The sequence below is a fragment of the Pseudomonas sp. 3HC3 genome, assembly GCF_044904505.1.
GTDB classification, from domain to species: domain Bacteria; phylum Pseudomonadota; class Gammaproteobacteria; order Pseudomonadales; family Pseudomonadaceae; genus Aquipseudomonas; species Aquipseudomonas putida_Y.
In genome coordinates, this window is sequence record NZ_JADDRH010000004.1 from 118,522 (window position 1) to 140,243 (window position 21,722).

Consider the following 21,722-nt stretch of genomic DNA (forward strand, 5'->3'; position numbering starts at 1 on the left):
AAGGCAGCGTTCCCTCTTCAAGCGAGTCTTCGATGAAAAGCCAACCCGATGCCGTCAGCCGTGTGGCGGCCGAGGTCGTGACGCAGTTACCCGTGCCCTCGCGGCTCGGCATGCTGCGTTTCGAAAGGCTCAACGAAGCCACCTGGGCCATGCTCTACCTTGACCCGGCCTGTGAGCGCCAGTTCGGCCTGCAAACCGGCGAGCTGTGTGCACTGATTGACGCGCCCTACGCCAGCCTGATGGAACCCGAAGCACGCTACCGGCTGCACGACGAAATCCAGCTGCAACTGGCCCAGCGCGGTTACTACCGCGTGCGCTACACCCTGCACACGCCGAGCACCTCGCTGCGCCTGCTGGAAGCGGGTGAGGCCTACAAGCAACACAACCGCCAGCTGTTGCGCGGCTACCTGAGCGTGCTCGACGACCAGCTGGAAGATAGCGGCGAACTAGGCGCCAGTGACCTGGAGTCACGCAACAACCGCCTGCAGCTGGCCCTGCAACTGAACCAGCGCACGCAGCAAGAACAGCTGGAGCACCTGGAGCGCGTGCGCGGCCAGCAGGACCTTATCCTGCGCCTTGCCCGCCAGCGCTATAGCGCGGGCAACTCGCTGCTTGAAGCGGCCCAGCTGATTACCCAGAGCGCCTGCGAAATCTACAAGGTCGACAGCGCCAGCATCTGGCACCTGGAAGACCAACGCCTGGAACCGATCATCGCCTGGTACCGCGACGCACAGGAGCACCGCCAGCCCGAAGCCATCGATGCCAGCCGCTTCCCCGACTACCTGGATGCGCTGCACGCTAGCCGCGCCATCGACGCTCACAACGCCGGCCACGACCCGCGCACCCGGGCCCTGGCGCAAAGCATGCGCCCGGAAAACAAGGCCATGCTCGACGCCAGCATCCGCGTCGATGGCCAGGTGATCGGCGTGTTGTGCCTGGAGCAAACCGGCCAGCCACGAGCCTGGCAGTCGGACGAAATTGCCTTTGCCGGCGAACTGGCCGACCAGTTCGCCCAAGTGATCACAAACCACAAACGGCGGGCCGCGGCCAGTGCCCTGCACCTGTTCCAGCGTGCGGTCGAGCAGAGCGCCAGCGCCTTCCTGCTGGTGAATCGCGACGGCCGGGTGGAGTACGTCAACCCCAGCTTCACCGCCATCACCCAGTACAGTACCGACGAAGTGCAGGGCCGCCAGCTGGGTGAGCTGCCGGCACTGGAGAACCTCAGCGAACTGCTGTTCGACTCGCCGTCGAGCCTGGCCATGGGCAACAGTTGGCAGGGCGAGTTCAAGAGCCGGCGCAAGAACCTGGAGCCGTACTGGGGCCAGTTGTCGATTTCCAAGGTGTACGGTGACAACCGTGAGCTGACCCACTACATCGGCATCTACGAAGACGTCACCCAGACCAAGCTGGCCCAGCAACGCATCGAGCGCCTGGCTTACACCGACAACCTCACCAACCTGGGCAACCGCCCGGCGTTCATCCGCAGCCTGGACGAGCGCTTCGCCCGCGATGGCGAAAGCTCGATGTGCCTGCTGCTGGTGGACATCGACAACTTCAAGCGCATCAACGACAGCCTTGGCCACCAGACCGGCGACAAGCTGCTGATCAGCCTGGCCAGGCGTCTGCGCAACAGCCTGCACAGCGGTGGCATCCTCGCGCGCTTTGCCAGTAACGAGTTCGCCGTGCTGCTCGACGACACCAGCCTTGAAGATGGCCAAGGCGTTGCCCAGCAGTTGCTGTGCACCCTCGACAAGCCGATGTTCGTCGATAACCAGTTGATCAACGTCACCGCCTCGGTAGGCTTGGCCTGTGCACCGTTGCACGGCGTCGACCCGGCCAGCCTGATGAAGAATGCCGGCCTTGCATTGCACAAGGCCAAGGCCAACGGTAAACACCAGGTACAGGTGTTTACCGAAGTGCTCAATGCCGAAGCCAGCTACAAGCTGTTCGTCGAGAACAACCTGCGCCGTGCCCTGACCCAGAATGAGCTGGAAGTGTTCTACCAGCCCAAGCTGTGCCTGCGCAGCGGTCGCCTGCTGGGCCTGGAAGCGCTGCTGCGCTGGAACCACCCCGAACGCGGCATGATCCGCCCGGACCAGTTCATCAGCGTGGCCGAGGAAACCGGCCTGATCATCCCCATCGGCAAATGGGTGGTGCGCCAGGCGTGCTGCATGAGCCAGCAACTGCGCAAGGCCGGCATGGGCAACCTGCATGTAGCCATCAACCTGTCGCCCAAACAGTTCTCCGACCCGGACCTGGTGGCGTCGATCAGCACCATCCTCAAGGAAGAAGCCCTGCCCCCGCACCTGCTGGAGCTGGAATTGACCGAAGGCCTGCTGCTGGAAGCCAGCGAAGACACCCACCGCCAGCTGGACGAGCTGAAGGCTCTGGGCCTCACCTTGGCCATGGACGACTTCGGCACCGGTTATTCGTCGCTGAGCTACCTGAAGAAGTTTCCGATCGACATCCTCAAGATCGACCGCAGCTTCATCAACGAGATCCCCGACAACCAGGACGACATGGAAATCACCTCGGCGGTGGTAGCCATGGCCCACAACCTGAAGCTGAAGGTGGTGGCCGAAGGGATCGAAACGCCGGAGCAGCTGGCGTTTCTGCGCCGTCACCGCTGCGACGTGGGCCAGGGTTACCTGTTCGACCGGCCGATTCCCGGGCGCGAACTGGCCGAACGGCTGAAGCGTTATCCGCGTGGCCCGGTGGCCTGACAGCGGCGTAATCCTCGGGCACTATAGAAGCCATTCGGGCCCTTTCGCGGGTAAACCCGCTCCCACAGGTACGCCACAGTATTCGGTATTTGTGGGGGCAACTGTGGGAGCGGGTTTACCCGCGAAGGCCCCAGCCCCCATCTCAATGACATACAGAGGAACGGCCATGGTCCTGCGCTCGGAAATCCTGGTGAACAAAAACGTCATGCCAACTGCGGAACAGGCCCTGCCTGGCCGCGAAACGCCAATGAGCCTGCCCGAGTTCCACTACGTCTTCAAAGATACCCCACTGCTCGGCCCGTTCTTCGAAGGCGCCATCGACTTCGCCATCTTCGGCCTGGGTTGCTTCTGGGGCGCAGAGCGCCGCTTCTGGCAGCGTGAAGGTGTGGTCAGCACCGTGGTGGGCTACGCCGGCGGCTTCACCCCGCACCCTACCTACGAAGAAGTCTGCTCGGGCCTGACCGGCCACACCGAAGTGGTGCTGGTGGTGTTCGACAAGGACAAGGTCAGCTACCGCGAACTGCTGGCAATGTTCTGGGAGCTGCACAACCCGACCCAAGGCATGCGCCAGGGCAACGATATCGGCACCCAGTACCGCTCGGCCATCTACTGCACCAGCCCGGAACAGCTGGAACAGGCCAAGGCCAGCCGCGACGCCTTCCAGGCCGAGCTGAGCAAGGCCGGCTTCGGCGAAATCACCACCGAAATCGACCAGGCACCGACCGTATATTTCGCCGAGGCCTACCACCAGCAGTACCTGGCCAAGAACCCGGACGGCTATTGCGGCATCGGCGGCACCGGCGTGTGCCTGCCACCCAGCCTGCAAGGTAACTGACGCATGAGCACGATGACCCTGTTCCACTCGCCGTTGTCGCCTTTCGTGCGCAAGGTCATGGTGGTGTTGCACGAGACCGGCCAGCTTGAGCGGGTGCAACTGCAGCCAGTGAACATCAGCCCGGTGAGCGGCGACCCGCAGCTCAACCTGGACAACCCGATCGGCAAGATCCCGGCCCTGCGCCTGGAAGACGGCACCGTGCTGCATGACAGCCGGGTGATCTGCGAGTACCTCGATCTGCAGCACGTTGGCCTGCCGCTGCTGCCACGTGAAGGCTCGGCGCGCTGGCGGCGCATGACCTTGGTATCACAGGCCGATGCGATCATGGATGCGGCGGTGTCGAGCCGTTATGAGAGCTTCCTGCGGCCAGAAGACAAGCGCTGGGATGGCTGGCTGCAGGCACAGGGTGACAAGATCCGCCGTAGCCTGGCCAACCTGGAGCAGGAGCACTTGCCTGAACTGATGTCCGGCTTCGACCTGGCGGCGATTGGCGTGGCCTGTGCGCTGGGCTATCTGGATCTGCGCCAGCCCGGGTTCGGCTGGCGTGAGCGCCAGCCTGGGTTGGCGGCGTGGTATGCCGAGGTGGTCAAGCGGCCGTCGATGGTCGCTACAGCGCCAGTGGCCTGACAGGGCCCCTTCGCGGGTAAACCCGCTCCTACAGGTTCTCCACAGTGTTCGCTATCTGTGGTGGGCTTGTGGGAGCGGGCTTGCCCGCGAAAGCTTCACCTAGGTATCACAGGAAACAACAGCCCGATCCTGAGCGCCAACCAGCGCCCGATCTCTCTATCCTCCCTCATGCCGCCCTCCCCACACGCGCCCAGTCCAGCCGCCGGGTCAGCACCATGAACACCCCAAGCAAGCCGAAACACAACAGCGACCCCATCAGCAGGGCATAGTCTTCGGCACTCAGCAGCCCGAAGAGCAGCGCGTACAACGCCGCCAAACCCGCTGCAAAACCCACCCCTCGCCCCATGCTGCGCAACACATGGCTCAGGTAGAAGCCGATCAGCAGCACACAGGCTGAGGCCGACAGCCCATACGCCAAACCAAAGCCAATGTGCTCGGACAACGACAGCAGCAGCAGATAGAAGAACGCCAGCGCCACACCCACCAGGATGTACTGCACCGGGTGCACACTCAGGTTCTTCATTACCTCGAACAGGAAGAAGCCAGCAAAGGTCAGGGCAATGAACAACAACGCGTATTTGATCGCCCGCTCGCTTTTCAGGTACTGGTCCACCGGGTCTATAAAACTCACGCCAAAGCTGCGCTCACTGAAATCTGCACACTGCCCGGCGTTAGCACACTGGCGTATGGCGTCCTCAAGGTTGGTAGCGAAGAACGAGGTTTGCCAGTGGGCACTGAAGCCTTGAGCATCGATCTCGCGGCGGTTGGGCAAGTAGTTGCCGACGAAGCTCGGGTGCGGCCAGTTGGCGCGCATGTCCACGCTGCTGGTACGGCCCACGGGTACCACGTGCAACCGGCCGGTACCTTGCAGCGCCAGGTCAAAGCCATAGCTGAACGCTCGCGCCTGTAGCCCGTCCAGCCCCGGCAGGCTGGCGTGCACGCCGCCACGCATCCAGTCGAGCTGGGTGCCGGCCTCGAACGGCACTTTTTGCTCGTCCATGCTCAGCTCCAGAGCACTTTCGATACCGCGGATATCACTGATGCCCACCACCAGGAACGGCGTGTCGAAGCGGTAGTCGTCAAAGTCCTTGTCGATCCCCCAATGCTCCGGGAGCTTGAAGCGGCCGCTGATACGGCCTTTGGCGTGGAACAACCGCGCCTGATAGATGCCTCGGGCGCGCAGTTCGGTGTCCACACCCAAGTCGGCGTCGAAGGTTTCCGGCAGGAAGTACAGGTGGCCGGCGATGGTGCTGGTTTCCTGGGTACGCTCACCGTCCTTTTCGATCCAGCGGCGCTGGTACTTGCGGTACGGCACCACCAGCAGCGGGCCGCTGAGTTGCTGGTCGAAGCTGGTGCTCTGGGCAATATCGCGCAACACGCCGTCGCGCATGGCCTGGCGTTCGTCGATCAGGCCGTTGATCAGCAGTAGCGGGATGAGCAGCAGCAACATCAGCATGGCGATCATGCCGAGTTTAAAACCGAGGGTCTTGTTCATGTGGCCTCCTGTGGCAGTGGGCGCAGTGTCTGCGCCGTGCATGGAGGCTTTGTGGAGAGCGTGTGTGACTTATGTGTATTTGGGGCTGCTGCGCGCCCCGCCTATCTCAGCTAATGCGCCGCACCGGCAGCCACAACCGCACCCGCACCCCGCCATCGACGTTGTCCACCGCCAACGTCCCGCCATGCAGCTGCATCACTTCGGCCACGAAGTTCAGCCCCAGCCCGGTGCTCTTGCGCCCGCTCCCGGGCCGCGGCAGCGAGTAGAACCGCTCGCTGACCCGCCCGATGGCATAGGCCGGTATCGCTTGCCCCTGGTTGAACAAACTCAACGCCACCCGCTCGCCATCGCGCTCCAGGTCGAAAAGCAGCGTGCCACCTTCCGGAGTGAAGTCCAGTGCGTTGTCGAGCAGATTGGCCAACGCCTGGCGCATCAGGAACGGATCGCAGAGCAAACGCAAAGTGGCAGGCACCCGCTGACGTACCTGCAAACGGGCGCCTTCGATACGCGCCGCATGGGCCAGCAGCAACTCATCGACCAACGCCGCCAGCGCCACCTGCTGCTCGTCCTCCAGCGCCTGCATCTGCTCGACCCTGGCCAGGTTGAGCAGCCGCTCGATCATCTGCTGCAAACGCTCGCTCTCGCGCTCGATATTGCCGGCGAAGCGCGCCCGCTGATCAGCGGGCATGTCCTCGGCCTGCAACAGCTCGGAAGCACCACGGATGGCCGCCAGCGGGCTTTTCAGCTCGTGAGTCAGGGTATGCACGTAGCGCTCGACATAGGCCTTGCCTTCCAGTTGGGTGCGCATGCGCTCCACTGCCTGTGCCAGGTTCGCCAGCTCGCCGCCCTTGTAATGCGGAAGCTCCGCACGCTCGCCTTCGCTGACCGCCTGCGCATAACCTGCCAACTTACGCAGCGAGCGCGCAAGCCACCACGACAGAGCCGCGCCGATCAGCAAGCCCAGGCCGATCAGCCCCAGCCCCAGGGTGAGCAGGCGTCGCTCGGAGCGGTCGATGTAGGGTTGCAATGAGCTATTTGGCTTGGCGACAGTGACAACGCCGATGATCTTGCCGTTGTCGATGATTGGAGCGCCAACGTGCATCACCGAGGTGCTTTCGTCGTTGGGGTCGCTGCGGGTGGAGCGGGCGCCATACTGGCCACGCAGGGTCAGCAGCACGTCATTCCACTGCGAGTAATCCTTGCCCAGGGCCTCGCCACTGGAGTCCAGCAACACGATGCCCTTGGCGTCAGTGACATAGATGCGGTGGCTGACCTGGTTCTTGGCCAGGCCCCAAATCTGTGCCCCCGGGCTGCGCGAGCCGTAGGCCTTGAGCACCTCGGGCAGGCGGCCCTGGTCCAGGGTGCCGGCCTTGACCTCATCCCGCAGGATTTCTGCCAGCAGGTTGGCAGTGTCTACCAGTGTTTCTTCGGAGGATTGGCGCACCACCGGGCGAATCTGTTCGCGTACGGTATTGAGCAAGAAGTAACCGGCCAAGCCGACAAACAGGAAGTACACCAGAAAGATGCGAATGCCCAAGCGCATCAGGCGTGGTCCGGGCTATAGCTGTAACCGAGGCCGCGATGGGTCTGGATCGGCTCGGCATCACCCGCTACCTGGCGCAATTTGGCGCGCAGGCTCTTGATATGGCTGTCGATGGTGCGCTCATAGCCCACATCGGAGGCCACACCCAAAGCGTCGAGCAACTGTTCGCGGCTGAACACCCGCTGTGGTTGTTCGACCAGGCATTGCAGCAGGCGGAACTCATGCCGGGTCAGCGTGAGCGGCTGGCTGCGGTAGGTGATCTGCATGCGCAGGGTGTCGAGCTGGAACAAGGAGGTTCCGCCGGCAGCCTCGGCCCTCGGGGCCATGCGTTTGAGGATCGCCCGAACGCGCGCTGCCACTTCACGAGGACTGAAAGGTTTTACCACGTAGTCGTCGGCGCCGATTTCCAGGCCTACTACGCGGTCGATTTCACCGTCCCGGGCGCTGAGAAACATCACTGGCACCTCGGTGAACCGGCGCAGCTGGCGACAGGTTTCGAAGCCACTGATGTCGGGCAGGCCGATGTCGAGGATAACTAGGTCGGCCGGGCGCTGGCGCTGCTGGTCGAGGGCGGCACTGCCCAGGGTTACCCACTCGGTGCTGTGACCGTCGGCCTGCAGGGCGTAGACCAGGGTGTCGGCGATGGCGGCTTCGTCTTCGACGATGAGGATATGAGGCATGGCGTCCGGCCTTGCGGTTTTGAAGGTTGGCACATCTCAGTGTAGAAGCAGGCTTGCCCGCGAACACCAGCGAAGCCGGTGCCTGACACCACATTATGTGTGTTCGCGGGCAAGCCCGCTCCTACATTGTATGGCGCACGCTTCAGTTCAACAGCCTGGCTTGCCAGCAGTAAATTTCTTCGCCGGGTTAACCGCAGCCTTGAACTCACGCAGGGCCTTGGAACCCACCAGCAGCGGGTAGTTGAAGTTGCTGCGGTCCACCAGATTCACCTCGACGGTACGCTTCACATCCCCCAGGCACAGCTCCAGGTCGACCACCGGGCGCTTGGAGACCTCTGGCGCATCCCCTTCGTCCTCTTCATCGGCACGGCCTTTGATCTTGCTGATGCGCGAGACCTTGTGCTCGTACACCTTGCCGTCCGAGTCCTTGGTCGCCAGGCGGAAGCGCACCCACTCGTCGCCATCGCGGGTGAACAGCTCGATATCCTTGGCCGACAGCGACGCGGTGAAGGCGCCGGTGTCCATCTTGGCCTTCAGGGTTTCGCCCAGTTCAGGCAGGGCAATGTTCTCGTAACGGCCGTAGATAGTGGGTTCGGCTGCCATTACCGGCAGCGCCAACAACGACAACAGGGCAAGCAGTGGTTTCACAGGCAGGCTTCCTTGAAAGGGTCAGTGCTTAGACTGCACTGGCAAGAGAGGTTCGCTTACACAAGACTAAATAACATAACGTGAAACATTTGTTCCCGCCGCCGGGCATTGGACATTTGGCGTAGGCCACCGCCCTGCTTATCATTGCCAACCGTTTATCTCCCACAACAAGAGTCTCTTTATGCGTCGCCTGCTGACCGGCATTCTCACTACCACCCTGCTGCTGCTCAATACCGTGGTGTTGATCTGCCCGCTGCTGGTCTTCGCCCTGCTCAAGCTGGTGTTGCCAGGCCGTGGCCGCGACTACGCGTCGTGGGCGGTGATGTGGGTGGCCGAAACCTGGTCGGAAATCGACAAAGCCATCTTCGCCCTGTGCATCCCAACCCAGTGGGACATCCGCGGCGTGGAAAACCTGCGCAGGGACACCTCGTATCTGGCCGTGAGCAACCACCAGACCTGGGTCGACATCCCGGCGCTGATCGAAAGCCTCAACCGCCATACACCATTCTTCAAGTTCTTCCTGAAAAAGGAGCTGATCTGGGTGCCGTTGCTTGGCCTTGCCTGGTGGGGGCTGGATTACCCATTCATGAAGCGCTACAGCAAGGCATTTCTGGAAAAGCACCCGGAGCTCAAGGGCAAGGACCTGGAAATCACCAAGGCAGCCTGCGAGCTGTTCAAGCGCCAGCCGGTGACCGTGGTCAACTACCTGGAAGGCACCCGGTTTACTGAAGCCAAGCGCCAGCAACAGCAGTCGCCATATCGCTATCTGCTCAAGCCAAAGGCTGGTGGTGTGGCGTTTGTCCTCGCGGCATTGGGCGAGCAGCTGGATGCCCTGCTGGACGTGACCATCGTGTACCCCGGCAACAAGGCGCCGGGGTTCTGGGACTTGCTCAATGGCAGCATTAGCCGGGTGATTATCGACATTCAGGTGCGGGAACTGGACCCGGCGCTGTGGGCGGGGGATTACGAGAATGATCCTGAGTTCAGGCAGACGGTGCAGGCCTGGGTGAACCAGTTGTGGGTGGCGAAGGACCAGCGGATCGAGCAGCTGCGGGCGGAGATGGGCTGAGACCTCTGCCGCCTGAGCTGGCCTCTTCGCGGGTGAAGCCGCTCCTACAACCGCTACATTCAGGCATGCGCTGCCTCATGGCTTGAGGCTTTGAGCGCCCTCCGGGATGCCGACGCTGGAATCCTCAGACCGAAGGCTGGGCCAATGGCGCTGGGGTAGTCCACAGGCTCCCCAGATTCTGCAACAACGACCCGGCAATCCCCTGCTGCCCCAGGTACTGCAGAATCAGCGGCGCAAACTGCCCGATCATTCCGGTATCCATGCCTAGCGCCTTGAACGCGTTGTCCAGGTCGCTACGGCTTTCCACGTCGTTGCCCAGCGCATTGCTCAAGGCGGACTGGCTTTCGCTGTTCTTGCCGAGCAAATCACCCAACCCACTCAACCCGCCCAGTGCATTTGCACCGGCCAGCAGGTCCAGCCCTGGCACCGCCTTGGTCAGTTGCCCGTAGTCATCGCTGCTAAGGTTGTTGCGCGCCAGCCCCAACATGGCTCCTGCTCCGCCTACCGCCTGTTCAGGGGTAATGTTCAGCTGGCTGCCCAAGGTATTGAGCAAGTTGGCCTGCGCTTCAGGTGCCTGTACCTGGCCTTGTTTTGGGTTCTGCATGGCCGAGACGGCGTTGGCGGCATCGCTGAGGTTGAAGGCGAACACCGGGCTTGCGGCCAGGGTCATCAGGGTTGCCAGGGTGAGTGCTTTCATCGAAGGGACCTCGTCGGCCGGAATGGCCTGGGAAACGAGGCATTCGACTGAATGTTTAAAGATTTGTTCCAAACCATATATCGGGCTGCGTGGCTGCTCGAAAACTATCCCACCTAGCATTTTTGCTAGTTGTGCATGTGATCCTGAGCGGCAGACACTGACCACCATCCTAACCGTGGTCCGGCAGGTCAATCATATTGAATGGGATAGGCCAATGAGCATTCAGCATGCATTTCTATCAGGGCAGCAATCTACATAGTATCAAGTCGAGCACGCAGACAAACTTACTGTTTCGTCATCAGGACAGGCCACTCGCGGAACGGCGCGGGGCAAGCCAAGCGAGTTTACTTGGCTCCGACCTTGCTCGATCGGTACTGATGGGCCATCACTCATCTTCACTAACACCTTTTTCTTATACCCCGTACGGGCGCCTGCCCGACGGGATTGAAGCTACGTCGTCGCTGGGCTTCAATGGTGAACACAGAAATCCGCTCGGCTTGTACCTGCTGGGCAATGGGTATCGCGCTTATAACCCGGTACTTATGCGCTTCCATTCACCGGATTCCATGAGCCCGTTTGAGAAGGGTGGGCTAAATGCCTATGCCTATTGCAAGGGCGATCCGATAAATCATAGAGATCCTACGGGGCATTTCGCGGCACTTTTCGGCGCCACTATATTACTTGTTATCGTAGTTGTAGTCCTCCTCATAATTGGCTTTACACAACTCAGTAAACTCGGACCTAAATTTACAAGATCGGCCCGTTATGAATCTTCAAGAATCAGGCGTTAGGATTTGCCAAGACAGGCTGGTCTGTTTGCGAGCCTCCCCGCAATAACTCGCTGTCGCATCAGGGGATTGGTCGCCTGTGAGATTACGCGGCACTAAAGCCCGCAGAGACATGAAAAAAGCCCCTCGATATGAGGGGCTTTTCATGACATCACAGCATCACGCCGCGCCCCACATCTTGTGCGGGTCGATCACGAATTTCTTCGGCACCCCGGCATCAAACTCGCCATATCCTTCCGGCGCCTGATCCAGGTTGATCACCTGCACACCCACCACTTCAGCAATGTTGATGCGGTCCCACATGATCGCCTGCATCAGCTGGCGGTTATATTTCATGGTCGGGGTCTGGCCGGTGTGGAAGCTGTGCGATTTCGCCCAGCCCAGGCCGAAGCGGATGCTCAGCGCGCCGATCTTGGCAGCGGCATCGACCGCGCCCGGGTCCTCGGTCACGTACAGGCCCGGGATACCGATGTTGCCGGCTACGCGGGTCACTTGCATCAGCGAGTTCAGCACGGTGGCCGGAGCCTCGTGCTTGGCACCTTCGTGGCCATGGCCACGGGCCTCGAAGCCGACCGCGTCGACGGCGCAGTCCACTTCCGGCTCGCCGAGGATGTCGACGATCTGCTCGTGCAGCGGGGTGTCCTTGGACAGGTCGACCACTTCGAAGCCTTGCGACTTGGCATGGGCCAGACGGGCCGGGTTCAGGTCACCGACGATCACGCAGGCGGCGCCCAGCAGGCGCGCCGAGGCAGCGGCGGCCAGACCGACCGGGCCGGCACCGGCAACGTAGACAGTGCTGCCTGGACCAACGCCAGCAGTCACGGCACCGTGATAGCCGGTGGGCAGGATGTCGGACAGGCAGGTCAGGTCACGGATCTTTTCCATGGCCTTGTCGCGCTCAGGCAGCTTCAGCAGGTTGAAGTCGGCGTATGGCACCAGCACGTATTCAGCTTGGCCGCCGGTCCAGTCGCCCATGTCGACGTAGCCGTAGGCACCGCCGGCGCGCGCCGGGTTGACGGTGAGGCAGACACCGGTGTGCATCTCTTTGCAGGAGCGGCAGCGACCGCAAGCGACGTTGAACGGTACCGATACCAGGTCGCCGATCTGCATGCGCTCGACGTCGCGGCCCTTCTCGACGATTTCACCGGTGATTTCGTGGCCCAGGACCAGGCCGACCTGGGCAGTGGTGCGGCCACGGACCATGTGCTGGTCAGAACCGCAGATGTTGGTGGAGACCACCTTCAGGATGACGCCGTGTTCGATTTTCTTGCCGCGCGGGTCCTGCATTTTCGGGTAGTCGATGTGTTGCACTTCGACCTTGCCGGCGCCGAGATATACCACTCCACGATTGCCAGACATTGCTTGTACCTCGCTTGATTATTATTTATGCAGCGTTGGTTGAAGCGCCGCCATCCGTGGGCGGCATGTACTACTGGAATGCAGGGAATTGTGGGCCGGATGGGGCCGGACGCACTGACTGGAAGCGACAGGGAGATGCCTTTTAGCGGCAGGGTTGTCGTTGGGGAATATGGGCAGACAGAGGGGCGGCCGGCGCGGGACTCTTCCCGGCTAAAGCCGCTCCTACGGGGACCGCACCAACCCGAGGGCTGTGCTGTACCTGTAGGAGCGGCTTTAGCCGCGAAGAGGCCGGTACCGGTTATTACAGAACGACAGTCCGGTTGGCGTTGAGGAACACCCGCCGCTCGATGTGATAACCCACCGCCCGCGCCAGGGTCAGGCATTCAATATCCCGGCCTTTGGCAATCAGGTCTTCGGGATAGTGACTGTGATCCACCACCTCGACGCCCTGGGCAATGATCGGCCCTTCGTCCAGGTCGTTGTTGATGTAATGCGCCGTGGCACCGACCATTTTCACGCCCTTGTTGTACGCCTGGTGGTAAGGCTTGGCGCCTTTGAAACCCGGCAACAGCGAGTGGTGAATATTGATCGCCCAACCATCCAGACGGCGGCAAAGCTCGGGCGACAGTACCTGCATGTAGCGGGCAAGGATGACCAGCTCAGCACCGGTCTCCTCAATTACCTGCAGCACCTTGCGCTCTTGCCCGGGCTTGTCCTTGGGGTCGAGGGCGAAGTGGTAATAAGGAATCTTGTGCCAATGCGCCAAGGGTTCGAGGTCCGGGTGGTTCGACACCACGGCCACCACATCCATACCCAGTTGGCCAATGCGCTGGCGATACAGCAGATCATTCAGGCAATGGTCAGCCTTGGACACCATGATCACCACCTTGGGGCGGTGGTTGGGGGCGGTCAGCTCGAAAGCCATGCCGAACGCTTCGCTGCGCTCGGCGAGGCCGGCCCGGAAGCCAGCCTCGTCGAAATCGTCCGGCTGACGGAACTCGACGCGAATGAAGAAGCGCCCCGACTGCCGGTCATCGAAGGAGTGGTGCTCCGTCACGTAGCAGCGCTGCTCGAAGAGGTAACGCGTCACCACGTCGACGGTACCGAGCATGCTCGGGCAGTCGGCGGTGAGAATCCAGGTATCCGGTGCCCGACTCATGTTCTGGTCTCCTTAAGCTTCGATGCTCAAGCCGTATTCGGCAGAAGCGTCCTGCAGCCACAGCCACCAGTAGTCGGCAAAGCTGCGGCGAATCACCAGCTCCCAGGTGTCTTCTGCAGTGCGGCGGATCACCAGTTGCGACTTGGCGAACACGGTGCCCACAGCCTTGCCCACCGGGAAGTTGTTCGGGTGAACATCATAGCTGGTGGACTTCATCAGCACGTCGCGCACGTTCGGGCCGCGCAGTTCCAGCAGGCTTTGCCCGCCACTGACATTGACTACCTGAATGTGTTGGCCTTCAAGGGCCGCGCGCAGCTTTTGCTCGACTGCCAGCTCCTGACCGCCGGGTACGATCAGCAACCACTCGTCGGGGCCGACCCATTGCAGCGACATATCCTTGTTGGCGACCACGGTCAGCGCCACTGGCAGCTCCAGGCCAAGGGCCTTGTGCACGCCGGCGGCGAATTCCGGGTTGTGGCCATCACCGCGCAGGGTGAGGTGGCCGAGGAACTTGCGTTCACGCAGGGTCACGCCTGCGTTCTTGCGGCCTTTGCCTACCAGGCTGGCCAGGTCGGCATGGTGCAGTGGCGACTGGGCTTTGGCCTCGGCGCCGGGGTTTTGCTGGAAGACGTTGATAGCGCTCATTTCTTACCTGCCTTGAATTCTGGATTCGACCACGATGCCTGCGGGAGACGGCCATCCTGTGGGAGCGGGCATGCCCGCGAATGCGATGTTGAATTCACCGCCCTCTTCGCGGGCACGCCCGCTCCCACAGAGACCTCATTCCACGCCTGACACCGGTTGGACCGGGGGCCTTAGACGTTCTGCCGCTCACCCTTCGGATCGAAGAACACCGAAGACACGATTTCCGCCTCGATCACGCTGCCATCCGCCTGCGGCGAGTAGACACGCTCGCCCATGCGCTTGAGGCCGCCTTTGACCACACCCATGGCGAACGAGTAGCCCAGGGAGTTGGACGCGTAGCTGGAGGTGACGTGGCCGACCATGTCCATCGGGATTGGCTGTTTCGGGTCGAACACCAGTTGGGCGCCTTCCGGCAGCCACTTGGTCGGGTCGACCGGCTTCAGGCCCACCAGCTGCTTGCGGTTCTCACGTACGCAGTCTTCGCGGTTCATGCCACGCAGGCCGATCCACGAGAACGGCTTGTTGCGGCCAACGCACCAGCTCATGTTCAGGTCGTCCGGGTTCATCGAACCATCGGTGTCCTGGCCCACGATGATGAAGCCCTTCTCTGCACGCAGTACGTGCATGGTCTCGGTGCCGTACGGGGTCAGGTTGTACTTCTTGCCGGCCTCGATGATCTGTTCCAGCACGCCCATCGCGTAGTTGGCCTGCACGTTCACTTCGTACGACAGCTCGCCGGTGAACGAGATACGGAACACACGGGCCGGCACGCCACCGACGTTGCCTTCCTTCCAGGTCATGAACGGGAAGGCTTCCTTGTCCATGTCGATGTCGGTCAGCTCGCTCAGCAGCTTGCGGCTGTTAGGGCCGGACAGGGTCATGGTGGCCCAGTGGTCGGTAACCGAAGTGAAGTACACCTTCAGCTCTGGCCATTCGGTCTGGTGATACAGCTCCATCCACTGCAGCACGCGGGCAGCGCCGCCGGTGGTGGTGGTCATGATGAAGTGGTTGTCGCCGACGCAGGCGGTTACGCCGTCGTCGAAGACCATGCCGTCTTCCTTGCACATCAGGCCGTAGCGGGCCTTGCCCACGTCGAGCTTGGTCCAGGCGTTGGTGTAGATGCGGTTGAGGAATTCGCGCGCGTCCGGGCCCTGGATGTCGATCTTGCCCAGGGTCGAGGCGTCCAGCAGGCCCACGCTGTCGCGCACGGCCTTGCATTCGCGAGTCACGGCAGCATGGATGTCTTCACCGGCTTTCGGGAAGTACCACGGGCGCTTCCACTGGCCGACGTCTTCGAACTCGGCGCCGTTCTTCACGTGCCAGGCATGCAGGGCAGTGAAGCGCACAGGCTCGAACAGGTGACCACAGTGACGGCCCGCTACCGCGCCGAAAGTGACCGGCGTGTAGTTGGGGCGGAACATGGTGGTACCCATTTCCGGGATGGTGATGCCGATCGAACGGGCGGCGATGGCCAGGCCGTTGATGTTGCCCAGTTTGCCCTGGTCGGTACCGAAGCCCAGCGCGGTGTAGCGCTTGACGTGCTCGACCGACTCGAAGCCTTCACGGGTGGCCAGTTCGATACCGGCTGCGGTCACGTCGTTCTGCTGGTCGACGAACTGCTTCGGCCCCTTGGTGCCTTTGTCGTGCGGCACCAGGAACAGTGCCACAGTGGCCTCTTCCTTGCGCGCCACGGTTTTTGGCAGGGTGCCGACAGTGGCCTTGAAACCGGCCTCAGTGGCTGCGCGGACGCCGCCTTCGAAGCCATCGGCAATCACATCGCCCAAGGCATACACGCCGTTGATACCACCGACGCACTCACGCTTCTGCGGCGCATCGCCCGGCACAAAGCCAAGGATATCGTCACGCCATACCGGGCGACCGCCCAGGTGCGAAGCCAGGTGCACGATCGGGCTGTAACCGCCCGAGGACGCGATCAGGTCGCACTCGAGGACTTCGCCTGGGCTGGTGACTTTGTGCGCCTGCACATCGATGGCCGCCACACGGGCACCGGTGACGTGCTTGCTGCCTTTGGCCTCGACCACGGCGCTGGAGGTGAGGATGCGAATGCCTTTGGCACGCGCTTCTTCAACCAGCGAACCACGTGGGTTGTGGCGGGCGTCGGCAATGGCGACCACTTGCAGGCCTGCGTCGTGCCAGTCCAGCGCGGCGCGATAGGCGTGGTCGTTGTTGGTCGACAGTACCAGCTTGCGACCCGGGGCCACGCCATAGCGGCGAACATAGGTGGAAACAGCACCGGCCAGCATGTTGCCCGGCACGTCGTTGTTGCCGTACACCAGCGGGCGCTCGTGGGCGCCGGCAGCCAGTACCACACGCTTGGCGCGAACGCGGTGCACGCGGTGGCGAACCTGGCCGATCGGGGCGCGATCGCCGAGGTGGTCGGTGAGGCGCTCGTGAATGGTCAGGAAGTTATGGTCGTGGTAGCCGTTGACCGTGGCACGTGGCAGCAGGGTCACTTCTGGCAGGCTTTCCAGCTCTTTGACCACTGCGTTGACCCAGTCGGCGGCAGGCTTGCCGTCGAGGGTTTCGCGGGTGTCGAGCAGGCTGCCGCCGAACTCTTCCTGCTCGTCAGCCAGGATCACGCGGGCACCGCTGCGCGCAGCGGCCAATGCCGCAGCCAGGCCAGCAGGGCCGGCGCCGACGATCAGCACGTCGCAGTGCCGGTTCATGTAGTCGTAGCTGTCAGGATCGTTCTGCAGCGGTGCACGGCCCAGGCCGGCGGCTTTACGGATGTACTTCTCGTAAGTCATCCAGAACGATTTGGGGTACATGAAGGTTTTGTAGTAGAAGCCCGGCGGCATCATGCTGCCGCCAACCTTGCCGAGGATGCCCATGACGTCGTTGTTGACGTTCGGCCAGCCGTTGGTGCTGGTGGCGACAAGACCTGCGTACAGCGCCTGCTGGGTGGCACGCACGTTGGGGATCTGGGTAGCTTCGCTGGAGCCGATCTGCAGGATGGCGTTCGGCTCTTCGGTACCGGCGGCGATGATGCCGCGCGGGCGCGAGTACTTGAAGCTACGGCCGACAATGTCGACGCCGTTGGCCAGCAACGCGGCGGCCAGGCTGTCACCGGCATAACCCTGGTAGGTCTTGCCGTTGAAGGTGAAGTTCAGGACCTTGCTGCGGTCGATACGGCCGCCGCTGGCGAGGCGATAGGTCTGGCTCATACTTTTTCCCCTTGGCCTTTGACGGTCGACGCTGCGCCGGTGGCTTTGCCGTTGGCGGTCACTTGCGGCTTCTCGCCAATCTTGTAGGTTTCCAGAATTTCGTAGGTCACGGTGTCACGGGTGACGTTGAAGTACTGGCGGCAGCCGGCAACGTGGTCCCACAGTTCATGGTGAATACCGCGTGGGTTGTCACGGTAGAACATGTAGGTACCCCACTCCTCGTCGGAGCAGGCGTTAGGGTCCAGCGGGCGGGCGATGTGCGCCTGGCCAGAGGCGTGGAACTCTTCTTCGGAGCGCAGCTCGCCGCAGTGGGGACAGAAAATATGCAACATGACGGTGTCTCCGGTTAGTGGGCGACGGCGGCAGCGCCGTGTTCGTCGATCAGTGCGCCGTTGTAGAAACGGTCCATGGAGAACGGCGCGGCCAGTGGGTGCATTTCGCCCTTGGCCAGGCTCGCGGCGAAGACGTTGCCCGAACCGGGGGTCGCCTTGAAGCCGCCAGTACCCCAACCGCAGTTGAAGAACATGTTCTTGACCGGGGTTTTGGTGATGATCGGGCAAGCGTCCGGCGAGGTGTCTACGATGCCGCCCCACTGGCGGTTCATGCGAACACGCGAAAGGTTGGGGAACATCTCGACGATGGCCTGCAGGGTGTGCTCGATCACCGGGTACGAACCGCGTTGGCCGTAGCCGACCCAGCCGTCAATACCGGCACCAATCACCAGGTCGCCTTTGTCGGACTGGCTGATGTAGCCGTGTACGGCGTTGGACATGATTACGCTGTCGATGATCGGCTTGATCGGCTCGGATACCAGCGCTTGCAGCGGGTGCGATTCCAGCGGCAGGCGGAAGCCGGCCAGCTTGGCCATGTGCCCGGAGTTACCGGCGGTGACCACGCCGACGCGCTTGGCGCCGATGAAGCCTTTGTTGGTTTCCACACCGATGACCGCGCCGTTTTCCTTGCGGAAGCCGATCACTTCGGTTTGCTGGATCAGGTCGACGCCCAAGGCGTCGGCAGCGCGGGCGAAGCCCCAGGCCACGGCATCGTGACGGGCAACGCCGCCACGGCGCTGTACGGTGGCGCCGAGGATCGGGTAGCGGGTGTTCTTGGAGCAGTCCAGGTACGGGATTTCGGCCGCAACCTGGGCAGTATTCAGCAGCTCGCCATCCACGCCGTTGAGGCGGTTGGCACTGACCCGACGCTCGGAGTCACGCATGTCCTGCAGGGTGTGGCACAGGTTGTAAACACCGCGCTGGGAGAACATCACGTTGTAGTTAAGGTCCTGGGACAGGCCCTCCCACAGCTTCATGGCGTGCTCGTACAGGTGCGCCGACTCGTCCCACAGGTAGTTGGAACGCACGATGGTGGTGTTACGGGCGGTGTTGCCGCCGCCCAGGTAGCCCTTCTCGATCACGGCAACGTTGGTGATGCCGTGCTCTTTGGCCAGGTAGTAGGCCGTGGCCAGGCCATGGCCGCCACCACCGACAATAACCACGTCGTAAACCTTTTTAGGGGTTGGCGTGCGCCACATCCGCTGCCAGTTTTCGTGATGGCTGAGGGAGTGCTTGAAAAGGCCGAAGCCCGAGTAACGTTGCATGGTGTGTGACTCCACTCAGCGGTAGACAGGGAAATCTGCGCACAGGGCCGCGACGTTCTTCGCCACATCGGCTTCGACGTCTGCGTCACCGAGGTTGTCGAGGATGTCGCAAATCCAGCCAGCCAATGCCACACACTGAGCGACCTTGAAGCCGCGGGTGGTGACGGCCGGGGTGCCGATACGCAGACCCGAAGTGACGAACGGCGACTGCGGGTCGTTCGGCACGGCGTTCTTGTTGACGGTGATATGCGCACGACCCAGGGCGGCGTCGGCGTCTTTGCCAGTCAGGCCCTGACGGATCAGGCTGACCAGGAACAGGTGGTTGTCGGTACCACCGGAAACCACATCGTAGCCACGGTCGATGAACACCTTGGCCATGGCCTGGGCGTTTTCGATCACTTGCTGCTGGTAGGCCTTGAATTCAGGCTCCAGCGCTTCCTTGAAGCAAACCGCCTTGGCAGCGATCACGTGCATCAGCGGGCCACCCTGGGCGCCCGGGAATACAGCGGCGTTCAGCTTTTTCTCGATCTCTTCGTTCGACTTGGCCAGGATCAGGCCGCCACGCGGACCGCGCAGGGTCTTGTGGGTAGTGGTGGTGACCACGTCGGCGAACGGGATCGGGTTCGGGTACAGGCCAGCGGCAACCAGACCAGCAACGTGGGCCATGTCGACGAACAGCAGTGCGCCCACTTTGTCGGCGATGGCGCGGAAGCGTGGGAAGTCGAGGGTCTTGGAGTAGGCCGAGAAACCGGCAACGATCATTTTCGGCTTGTGCTCGACAGCCAGGCGCTCGACCTCATCATAGTCGATCAGGCCGGTGTTGGTGTCGATGCCGTACTGGACAGCGTTGTACAGCTTGCCCGAGGAGGACACTTTGGCGCCGTGGGTCAGGTGACCACCGTGGGCCAGGCTCATGCCGAGAATGGTGTCACCGGCTTGCAGCAGGGCCAGGTAGACCGCGCCGTTGGCCGACGAGCCGGAGTGCGGCTGGACGTTTGCGTAGTCGGCACCGAACAGCTGCTTGGCGCGCTCGATAGCCAGGGCTTCTACCTTGTCTACGTGCTCGCAGCCACCGTAGTAACGCTTGCCCGGGTAGCCTTCGGCGTACTTGTTGGTCAGGCCGCTGCCTTGGGCCTGCATGACGCGCTTGCTGGTGTAGTTCTCCGAGGCGATCAGCTCGATGTGATCTTCCTGGCGCTGTTCTTCGGCATTCATCGCCGCCAGCAGTGCATCGTCGTAACCCTGGATCTGGTCTTGCTTGCTGAACATTGTGTATCTCCCGGCAGCGATCGTTTTTTGTCGTGGGGCACTGTGGCCCTTTGTGGCGATGTTATGACTGGCGGGGTCGGGTCAGATGCCTGCGCACGCCTTGCAATGGCGCGTTTACGACATTCGCTGTTGTGCTGTTTGTGCTGGCCCTTTCGCGGGTGAACCCGATCCCACAGGGACGGTGGCGCTCTGAAGGCTTGCGGCGCCCTGTGGGAGCGGGTTCACCCGCGAAAGGGCCAGCCCGGACAACCCAGAAATCAGCCGATGCACTGGTTGTATAGGCAAGTACTGAATCGATGGTTTAGAGTGCTGTTCTGCGTCGTTCACAGGACCGTGCCATGACAGACAAGAGCCAACAATTCGCCAGCGACAACTATTCCGGTATTTGCCCCGAAGCCTGGGCGGCGATGGAAAAAGCCAACCGCGGCCACGACCGCGCCTACGGCGACGACCAGTGGACCGAGCGTGCATCGGAGTACTTCCGCAATCTGTTCGAAACCGACTGCGAGGTGTTCTTCGCCTTCAACGGCACCGCCGCCAATTCCCTGGCCCTGGCGTCGCTGTGCCAGAGCTATCACAGCGTGATCTGCTCCGAAACCGCCCACGTCGAAACCGACGAATGCGGTGCGCCGGAGTTTTTCTCCAACGGCTCCAAGCTGCTGACAGCGGCCAGCGTCAACGGCAAGCTGACGCCACAGTCTATTCGTGAAGTGGCGCTCAAACGCCAGGATATCCACTACCCCAAGCCGCGCGTGGTGACCATTACCCAGGCCACCGAAGTAGGCACGGTGTACCGCCCCGACGAGCTGAAGGCGATCAGCGCCACCTGCAAGGAGCTGGGCCTGAACCTGCACATGGACGGCGCACGCTTTACCAATGCCTGCGCGTTCCTGGGCTGCAGCCCGGCCGAACTGACCTGGAAGGCCGGCGTGGACGTGCTGTGCTTTGGCGGCACCAAGAACGGCATGGCGGTGGGCGAGGCGATTCTGTTCTTCAACCGCCAGTTGGCCGAAGACTTCGATTATCGCTGCAAGCAGGCCGGGCAACTGGCGTCGAAAATGCGCTTCTTGTCGGCGCCATGGGTCGGTCTGCTGGAAGATGGCGCCTGGTTACGCCATGGCAACCACGCCAATCATTGCGCGCAGCTGCTGGCATCGTTGGTCAGTGACCTGCCGGGAGTAGAGCTGATGTTCCCGGTTGAGGCCAACGGGGTGTTCCTGCAGATGCCGGAGCACGCCATCGAGGCGCTGCGGGGCAAGGGCTGGCGCTTCTATACCTTTATCGGCAACGGTGGCGCGCGCTTCATGTGCTCGTGGGATACCGAAGAAGCGCGGGTGCGTGAGCTGGCCGCGGATATCCGCGCGATCATTGGTGGCTGAGCGAAAGCCGGGGCTGCCTTGCGG

The 21,722-nt window shown here is 62.2% G+C and carries 18 protein-coding genes; 6 read left to right on the top strand and 12 right to left on the bottom strand.

What is annotated here, in order from left to right; all coding sequences use genetic code 11:
* The first annotated feature begins 32 nt into the window (after positions 1-32).
* From INQ47_RS09495 to INQ47_RS09505, 3 genes are all read left to right on the top strand, one after another.
* Positions 33-2,723, top strand: a complete 2,691-nt coding sequence (locus tag INQ47_RS09495; RefSeq protein ID WP_252461508.1) for a bifunctional diguanylate cyclase/phosphodiesterase — start codon at positions 33-35, stop codon at positions 2,721-2,723.
* 166 nt (positions 2,724-2,889) lie between these two features.
* Positions 2,890-3,558: a peptide-methionine (S)-S-oxide reductase MsrA gene (msrA, locus tag INQ47_RS09500; RefSeq protein ID WP_003255654.1), complete on the top strand. Its 669-nt coding sequence runs from the start codon at positions 2,890-2,892 to the stop codon at positions 3,556-3,558.
* Between the two features lie 3 nt (positions 3,559-3,561).
* Positions 3,562-4,185: a glutathione S-transferase gene (locus INQ47_RS09505; RefSeq protein WP_021782663.1), complete on the top strand. Its 624-nt coding sequence runs from the start codon at positions 3,562-3,564 to the stop codon at positions 4,183-4,185.
* A 166-nt stretch (positions 4,186-4,351) separates the two neighbouring features.
* Here INQ47_RS09505 and creD read toward each other — a convergent pair whose 3' ends face one another.
* The 4 genes from creD to INQ47_RS09525 form a co-directional block, all read right to left on the bottom strand.
* The gene (gene creD, locus INQ47_RS09510; protein WP_404701575.1) at positions 4,352-5,680 is read right to left on the bottom strand and encodes a cell envelope integrity protein CreD; all 1,329 of its coding nucleotides are present in this window, start codon (positions 5,678-5,680) and stop codon (positions 4,352-4,354) included.
* A 106-nt stretch (positions 5,681-5,786) separates the two neighbouring features.
* A complete protein-coding gene (creC, locus tag INQ47_RS09515; RefSeq protein ID WP_252461511.1) occupies positions 5,787-7,223 on the bottom strand; it encodes a two-component system sensor histidine kinase CreC in 1,437 nt (478 codons plus the stop codon).
* Complete coding sequence (creB, locus tag INQ47_RS09520; RefSeq protein ID WP_404701576.1) at positions 7,223-7,903, bottom strand: two-component system response regulator CreB; 681 nt, start codon at positions 7,901-7,903, stop codon at positions 7,223-7,225. Before creB ends, creC begins: the two co-directional genes overlap by 1 nt.
* A 147-nt stretch (positions 7,904-8,050) precedes the next feature.
* Positions 8,051-8,551 (bottom strand): ATP-dependent zinc protease, encoded by a 501-nt coding sequence (locus INQ47_RS09525; protein WP_021782660.1) that lies wholly within the window; start codon positions 8,549-8,551, stop codon positions 8,051-8,053.
* 181 nt (positions 8,552-8,732) lie between these two features.
* Here INQ47_RS09525 and INQ47_RS09530 point away from each other — a divergent pair, with 181 nt between their 5' ends.
* The gene (locus tag INQ47_RS09530; RefSeq protein WP_404701577.1) at positions 8,733-9,620 is read left to right on the top strand and encodes an acyltransferase; all 888 of its coding nucleotides are present in this window, start codon (positions 8,733-8,735) and stop codon (positions 9,618-9,620) included.
* A gap of 124 nt (positions 9,621-9,744) precedes the next feature.
* On the opposite strand, the gene INQ47_RS09535 is transcribed toward INQ47_RS09530, so the two are convergent.
* On the bottom strand, positions 9,745-10,317 hold the full coding sequence (locus INQ47_RS09535) for a DUF2780 domain-containing protein (RefSeq protein WP_252461515.1): 573 nt from the start codon (positions 10,315-10,317) through the stop codon (positions 9,745-9,747).
* 227 nt (positions 10,318-10,544) lie between these two features.
* Between INQ47_RS09535 and INQ47_RS09540 the strand changes: the two genes are divergently transcribed.
* Entirely contained in the window at positions 10,545-11,108 is a 564-nt protein-coding gene (locus INQ47_RS09540; protein WP_404701578.1) for an RHS repeat-associated core domain-containing protein, read from the top strand.
* A 156-nt stretch (positions 11,109-11,264) separates the two neighbouring features.
* Here the strand turns inward: INQ47_RS09540 and fdhA are convergent, their stop codons facing one another.
* The 7 genes from fdhA to INQ47_RS09575 form a co-directional block, all read right to left on the bottom strand.
* Entirely contained in the window at positions 11,265-12,464 is a 1,200-nt protein-coding gene (gene fdhA, locus INQ47_RS09545) for a formaldehyde dehydrogenase, glutathione-independent (protein ID WP_011953256.1), read from the bottom strand.
* Positions 12,465-12,765: 301 nt separating this feature from the next.
* Entirely contained in the window at positions 12,766-13,623 is an 858-nt protein-coding gene (gene purU, locus INQ47_RS09550) for a formyltetrahydrofolate deformylase (RefSeq protein WP_003255675.1), read from the bottom strand.
* A 12-nt stretch (positions 13,624-13,635) separates the two neighbouring features.
* Positions 13,636-14,268, bottom strand: coding sequence for a sarcosine oxidase subunit gamma (locus tag INQ47_RS09555; RefSeq protein ID WP_014589391.1), 633 nt, complete (start codon positions 14,266-14,268; stop codon positions 13,636-13,638).
* Positions 14,269-14,438: 170 nt separating this feature from the next.
* Positions 14,439-17,453 carry a sarcosine oxidase subunit alpha gene (locus tag INQ47_RS09560; protein ID WP_021782656.1) on the bottom strand — a complete coding sequence of 1,005 codons (3,015 nt, stop codon included), beginning with the start codon at positions 17,451-17,453 and terminating at the stop codon, positions 14,439-14,441.
* A complete protein-coding gene (locus INQ47_RS09565) occupies positions 17,450-17,785 on the bottom strand; it encodes a sarcosine oxidase subunit delta (RefSeq protein ID WP_103443359.1) in 336 nt (111 codons plus the stop codon). Before INQ47_RS09565 ends, INQ47_RS09560 begins: the two co-directional genes overlap by 4 nt.
* Before the next feature lie 14 nt (positions 17,786-17,799).
* Positions 17,800-19,050: a sarcosine oxidase subunit beta family protein gene (locus tag INQ47_RS09570; protein ID WP_003255680.1), complete on the bottom strand. Its 1,251-nt coding sequence runs from the start codon at positions 19,048-19,050 to the stop codon at positions 17,800-17,802.
* A 15-nt stretch (positions 19,051-19,065) separates the two neighbouring features.
* The gene (locus INQ47_RS09575) at positions 19,066-20,319 is read right to left on the bottom strand and encodes a serine hydroxymethyltransferase (RefSeq protein ID WP_021782655.1); all 1,254 of its coding nucleotides are present in this window, start codon (positions 20,317-20,319) and stop codon (positions 19,066-19,068) included.
* Between the two features lie 338 nt (positions 20,320-20,657).
* Here INQ47_RS09575 and INQ47_RS09580 point away from each other — a divergent pair, with 338 nt between their 5' ends.
* A complete protein-coding gene (locus INQ47_RS09580) occupies positions 20,658-21,698 on the top strand; it encodes a low specificity L-threonine aldolase (RefSeq protein WP_404701579.1) in 1,041 nt (346 codons plus the stop codon).
* Positions 21,699-21,722: the final 24 nt, after the last annotated feature.

Bases quoted from the DNA above. Each gene is read 5' to 3' on its own strand.
- INQ47_RS09495 (WP_252461508.1), top strand. From the start codon at position 33: ATGAAAAGCCAACCCGATGCCGTCAGCCGTGTGGCGGCCGAGGTCGTG.
- msrA (WP_003255654.1), top strand. From the start codon at position 2,890: ATGGTCCTGCGCTCGGAAATCCTGGTGAACAAAAACGTCATGCCAACT.
- INQ47_RS09505 (WP_021782663.1), top strand. From the start codon at position 3,562: ATGAGCACGATGACCCTGTTCCACTCGCCGTTGTCGCCTTTCGTGCGC.
- creD (WP_404701575.1), bottom strand. From the start codon at position 5,680: ATGAACAAGACCCTCGGTTTTAAACTCGGCATGATCGCCATGCTGATG.
- creC (WP_252461511.1), bottom strand. From the start codon at position 7,223: ATGCGCTTGGGCATTCGCATCTTTCTGGTGTACTTCCTGTTTGTCGGC.
- creB (WP_404701576.1), bottom strand. From the start codon at position 7,903: ATGCCTCATATCCTCATCGTCGAAGACGAAGCCGCCATCGCCGACACC.
- INQ47_RS09530 (WP_404701577.1), top strand. From the start codon at position 8,733: ATGCGTCGCCTGCTGACCGGCATTCTCACTACCACCCTGCTGCTGCTC.
- INQ47_RS09535 (WP_252461515.1), bottom strand. From the start codon at position 10,317: ATGAAAGCACTCACCCTGGCAACCCTGATGACCCTGGCCGCAAGCCCG.
- INQ47_RS09540 (WP_404701578.1), top strand. From the start codon at position 10,545: ATGCATTTCTATCAGGGCAGCAATCTACATAGTATCAAGTCGAGCACG.
- fdhA (WP_011953256.1), bottom strand. From the start codon at position 12,464: ATGTCTGGCAATCGTGGAGTGGTATATCTCGGCGCCGGCAAGGTCGAA.
- purU (WP_003255675.1), bottom strand. From the start codon at position 13,623: ATGAGTCGGGCACCGGATACCTGGATTCTCACCGCCGACTGCCCGAGC.
- INQ47_RS09555 (WP_014589391.1), bottom strand. From the start codon at position 14,268: ATGAGCGCTATCAACGTCTTCCAGCAAAACCCCGGCGCCGAGGCCAAA.
- INQ47_RS09560 (WP_021782656.1), bottom strand. From the start codon at position 17,453: ATGAGCCAGACCTATCGCCTCGCCAGCGGCGGCCGTATCGACCGCAGC.
- INQ47_RS09565 (WP_103443359.1), bottom strand. From the start codon at position 17,785: ATGTTGCATATTTTCTGTCCCCACTGCGGCGAGCTGCGCTCCGAAGAA.
- INQ47_RS09570 (WP_003255680.1), bottom strand. From the start codon at position 19,050: ATGCAACGTTACTCGGGCTTCGGCCTTTTCAAGCACTCCCTCAGCCAT.
- INQ47_RS09575 (WP_021782655.1), bottom strand. From the start codon at position 20,319: ATGTTCAGCAAGCAAGACCAGATCCAGGGTTACGACGATGCACTGCTG.
- INQ47_RS09580 (WP_404701579.1), top strand. From the start codon at position 20,658: ATGACAGACAAGAGCCAACAATTCGCCAGCGACAACTATTCCGGTATT.